Source organism: Klenkia terrae, from assembly GCF_900491935.1.
GTDB classification, from domain to species: Bacteria; Actinomycetota; Actinomycetes; order Mycobacteriales; family Geodermatophilaceae; genus Klenkia; species Klenkia terrae.
The window spans coordinates 249,561-254,218 of the sequence record NZ_UEXK01000004.1 but is presented as its reverse complement, the minus strand read 5'-3'; the positions used below and the strand labels follow the sequence as shown (position 1 = coordinate 254,218).

Annotated in this window: 3 protein-coding genes (1 of these 3 only partly in view); all 3 read right to left on the bottom strand. The window is 77.5% G+C overall.

Going from position 1 to position 4,658, the window contains the following annotated elements; all coding sequences use genetic code 11:
- Tightly spaced (at most 41 nt apart), the 3 genes in view from LFA75_RS01410 to LFA75_RS01400 form a layout consistent with a single transcriptional unit that may run on beyond the window.
- Positions 1-2,205, bottom strand: the 5' portion of a protein-coding gene (locus LFA75_RS01410) for a transglutaminase family protein (RefSeq protein ID WP_455428470.1). The gene continues 54 nt to the left of window position 1, outside the view; only the first 2,205 of its 2,259 coding nucleotides appear in the window; the start codon lies at positions 2,203-2,205; its stop codon lies beyond the left edge, outside the window.
- A 41-nt stretch (positions 2,206-2,246) separates the two neighbouring features.
- Positions 2,247-3,605, bottom strand: coding sequence for a DUF58 domain-containing protein (locus LFA75_RS01405; protein WP_225231989.1), 1,359 nt, complete (start codon positions 3,603-3,605; stop codon positions 2,247-2,249).
- Between the two features lie 3 nt (positions 3,606-3,608).
- The gene (locus tag LFA75_RS01400; protein WP_225231988.1) at positions 3,609-4,610 is read right to left on the bottom strand and encodes an AAA family ATPase; all 1,002 of its coding nucleotides are present in this window, start codon (positions 4,608-4,610) and stop codon (positions 3,609-3,611) included.
- Positions 4,611-4,658: the final 48 nt, after the last annotated feature.

Sequence of the window (4,658 nt, the reverse complement as noted above, 5' to 3'; positions counted from 1 at the left end):
GTCCCGCGCGTCGGCCACGGTGCTGGCCGGCAGCAGCCGGGCCACGACCCGGGAGCGGAGGTCGGCGGACCGGCGCAGCGCGCGGCTGACCTCGCCGGCCGGGCCGACCAGGTCCGCGGCCTCGGCGCCCGTGGACGGCGCGTAGACCTCCCGCTGCAGGGCGAGGGACAGGGTGCGGACGGCCGGCGCGGTGTCCGCGCCCACCCGCTCGACCAGGTCGTCGGCCAGCTGCCGCGGGGTGCCGGTCGTGCGCACCGGGACGCCGAGGTCCACCGCGACGGCCAGCAGCTCGTCCCACACCGCGCCCGGCGCACCGGTGGCCAGCCGTCGACGGCGCTGGGCGGCCCGGGCCAGGGCCGGCACCGCCAGCAGCGCGAGCACACCCGCCGATCCGCCGCCCCACGCTGCGACGGACCCCCAGGGCACCCCGGTCGCGATGGTCGGGCCGATCTCGGGGGTGGCGGTGTCGTCCCGGTCCAGCTCGGCGCTCGGTGCAGCCGGCGCGGTGGTCGGCGAGGCTGCGCCCGCCGAGGCCTCCGCCGCCGCGTCGTCGGCGCGTGGGGCCCACGGCAGGTCCACGGCCCGGTCCGCAGCGATCGGGGTGGGGTCGAAGGGGAGCCAGCCCAGCCCGTCGTAGAACACCTCCACCCAGGCGTGGGCGTCCAACGTGGTGACCAGCCGGCTGCCGTCGGCCTGCAGCTGGCCGGGGGTGTAACCCAGCACCACTCGAGCCGGTACCCCGGCCGCCCGGACGAGGACGGCCATCGAACCGGCGTACTGCTCGCAGTAGCCCCGGCGTAGCGCGAGGAAGTCGGCCAGGTCGTCACCGGTGGTACCCGGCGTCGTGCTCAGGCTGTAGACGAACCCGTTGGCGCGGTCGGTGAGGAAGTCGAAGATCGCGCGAACCCGCTCGTCCGGTGACTGCCCGGAGTTGGTCAGCTCCTCGACCAGGTCGCGCACCCGCTGGTCGAGCTCGGGCAGGGCGGTGAAGGTCTGCTGCACCGGGTCGTCGGCCGGCAGGGCCGGGCTGGCCGCCATCTGCTCGACGGTAGGACGGGCCTCCTGGGCCACCTCCTCCCAGGTCAGCCCGTCGGTCCGCGCGTCGTCCCGGCCGAAGACCGTGCCGCTCTCCGGGTCCACCCGCCACTCGCCGTCGTCGGCGCCCTGGACGGTCACCTGCTGCGCGGAGGAGAACAGCGGCAGGAAGCGGTCGTCGTGCTCCAGCGCGGTGATCCGGGCCCGCACCTCCCGCTCGGGCACGCCGGGCGCCAGCGGCACCAGGTCGTCGGAGTCGTCGGTGGACTCGGTGCCGTCGAGGTTCCCGATGCTCCAGCCGTCGTCGGAGTACTGGTCCAGCGTCACCGCGCGCAGGTACGAGGGGTCGGCCACGTCGGTCTCGACGCGGAGCAGGTCGATCGGGTCGGGCTGGGTCAGCTGCCCGCGCAGCGCGGCCTGCGGGTCCAGCGACGTCCCGGTGCTGGAGATGCCCGGTCCCCGCCCGGTGCCGAGCCCCGCGGCGAAGGAGCCCTCGGCCAGGGTGGGCACCAGCACCGGCAGCAGGATGCCCGCCAGCACGGCCACCGCCCCGGTGCGCACGGCCGGCAGCACCCCGGTGCCGCCGAAGGCGCCGGGCCCCGAGCGCTGCCGCCCGGACAGCCGCAGCCGCTGGTCGGCCCACAGCAGCACAGCCAGGCCCAGGGCCGGGCCGAGGAAGACCAGCAGCGAGACGTCGCCGGTGGTGGTCGCCACCGGTACGCAGCACAGCACGAGCAGCGCCAGCCCGCCGGCGGCCGGCTGCCGGGCGCCGACGGCGACCAGGTCCACCACCAGGGTCAGGACGCCGACCAGCACCGCGGTCAGCGCGACCAGGCCGTCCAGCGCGATCGCCGGGGTGACCTGCTCGCGGATCTCGGAGAACCCCGAGCCCAGCACGGCGAGCAGGTCGGCGGTGCTCCCCGGGGTCGGCAGCACCCCGACCAGCGCCCGCCCGGGGGTGAAGACCGCGGTGAGCACGGTCAGGAACACCACGACCTGGACGACGGGGACGGCGAGCCCGCCCAGCACGGTGTCCGACCGGCCCCGGCGCTCGACCAGCAGCCGCACGAGCGCGCCGGACACCGTGATCGCCAGCACGACGAGGACCACCGGGGGGAACCACCCGGCGGTGAGGAAGACCGGGGTGAGGGTGAGGGAGCCCAGCACCATCGCCGTGGCCACCGCGGCCGCGGTGCCCCAGCGCGCCCCGCTCACGCCGGCACCGCCCGGCCGGGCGCGGCCTCGGTGGTCGAGCTGCCCAGCCGGGCCCACGCCGTCTCGACCGCGTCCTGCGGCCCCGCGGTCACCACCCGCCAGCCGGCGGCCCGCAGCGCCGCGGCGGCCTGCTGCTGCCGGTCGGTCAGCTCCCGCGCGGCCTCCGGGGCCAGTGTGTGCCGGCGTCCGGCGCGGGTGGGTGCGGCGCGCCAGGCGGCCACGTCGACCAGGACGGCGACGTCCGTGCCGGGGCCCGACCGCGCCCGGACGAGCGCGGCGACGTCGGCCGGCCCGACGGCGCCCAGCAGGCAGACCAGCGGACCGCTGTCGGCGCCGCGGCGCAGGGCCTGCAGCCCGGCGTCCAGTTCCGTGGCCCGCGAGGCGGAGACGGTGGCCAGCCGCTCGGCCAGCCCGGGCCGGTCCAGCGCGGTGCCGGTGACCACCTCGCCGACGTCGGTGAGCACGCGCAGGTCGGCGCCCCGGGCGAGCAGGTGGTCGCCGATGCTGGCGGCGGCCTCCACCACCCACTCCAGGGTGTCCGGCGGGGGCGCGGGGTCCCCGTCGGGTCCGGCGGCGGTGGTGCCCAGCACGTGGGCCCGCTCGCGGGTGTCCACGAGCAGGGTGGCCGAGGACCGCCAGGGCTTCTCCTCGAGCCGGACCATCAGCTCACCGGTGCGCGCGGTCGCCCGCCAGTGCACCTTGCGCAGGTCGTCCCCGCGCCGGTACTCGCGCACGCTGACGTCGTCCTCGCCGTGCACGGCCAGCGACCGCCGGGCGCCGGCCGCGCCGCCCCCGGCGCCGCCGGACAGCGCCAGGGGGCCCAGCGGGCGGACCCGCGGCACGACCAGCAGCGTGGCGGTGTCCGTGCCCGAGGTGGTGCGCAGCACCAGGCCGAACGGGTCGACCAGCCGCAGCCGGAGCGGGCCGAGCGGGACCCGGCCGCGCCGGACGCCGTGCACCGGGTACCGCAGCGCCGCGGTCGCCCCGCTGGGCAGGCGCTCGACCAGGAAGCGGGGCCGGGGGCCGAGCTCGGCGGGCAGCTGCTCGGACATCGCCCACAGGCCACCGGGGCGGCGGTCGGTGTTGGTGACCTCGAGCAGCACCTCGGCGTCCTGGCCGCGGGGCAGCCGGGCGGGGGAGACGGTGCGGCGGGAGGCCAGCCGGAACCGGGCGCGGACGACGCCGACGGCGGCCAGCGCCGGCAGGGTGAGCACGAACAGCGCCACCTGGACCAGCGTCCGCTCACCCAGCAGCGCGCCCAGCAGCACCAGCGTCACCCCGGCGGCGACCAGGCAGCCGCCGCGCAGGGTCAGGCTCGAGGTGAGCTCGGCCAACCGGCCGCGGCGCCTGGCCACGCCTCAGCGCCGGCGGGGGACCGGGACGGCGGCCAGCAGGTCGCCGACCACCCGCTCGGGGGTGCGGCGGGCCAGCGAGGCGTCCGGGGTGAGCAGCAGCCGGTGTGCGAGCACGGGGGAGGCCATCTCCTGCACGTCGTCGGGCAGCACGTGGTCCCGGCCGGCGAGGGCCGCGGCCGCGCGGGCCGAGCGGAGCAGCTGCAGGCCGGCCCGCGGGGAGGCGCCCAGCCGCAGGTCCGGGCTACGCCGGCTGGCCTCGACCAGCGACACGACGTACCGGCGCAGGGACTCGGCCACGTGCACCCGGGTGACGGCGTCGACCATCGCCCGGACGCCGGCCGCGTCGGCGACCGGCTCCAGCCGGGTGAGCGGGTCGACGGTGCCGCGGTCGTCGAGCATGGCCAGCTCGGCCTCGCGGTCGGGGTAGCCCATCGACACCCGCGCGGTGAACCGGTCGCGCTGGGCCTCGGGCAGCGGGTAGGTGCCCTCCATCTCCAGCGGGTTCTGGGTGGCCAGCACCATGAAGGGCCGGGCCAGCTCGTAGGTCACGCCGTCCACGGTGACCTGGCGCTCCTCCATGCACTCCAGCAGCGCCGACTGGGTCTTGGGGGAGGCCCGGTTGATCTCGTCGGCCACCACCAGGTTGGCGAACACCGCGCCGGGCCGGAACTCGAAGGTGCGCGACTCCTGGTCGAACACCGCCACGCCGGTGATGTCGCTGGGCAGCAGGTCGGGCGTGAACTGGATGCGCCGGACCTCGGAGTCGATCGACTTGGCCATCGCCTTGGCCAGGGTGGTCTTGCCGACCCCGGGCACGTCCTCGATGAGCAGGTGCCCCTCGGCCAGCAGCACCACCAGGGCCAGCCGGACGACGTCGGGCTTGCCGACGACCACGGTGCCCATCGCGGCGGCGATCCGGGCCCCCTCGGCCTGCACGTCGACCTCGGCCGCCGGACCACCGTGCCGCGCCCCGCCCGACGCGCCCAGCGCTGTCGCCTCCGTCACCCCCGCCACGGTACGTGCCCCGACCCGCCCGGTGCCGCGGTCCGAGCC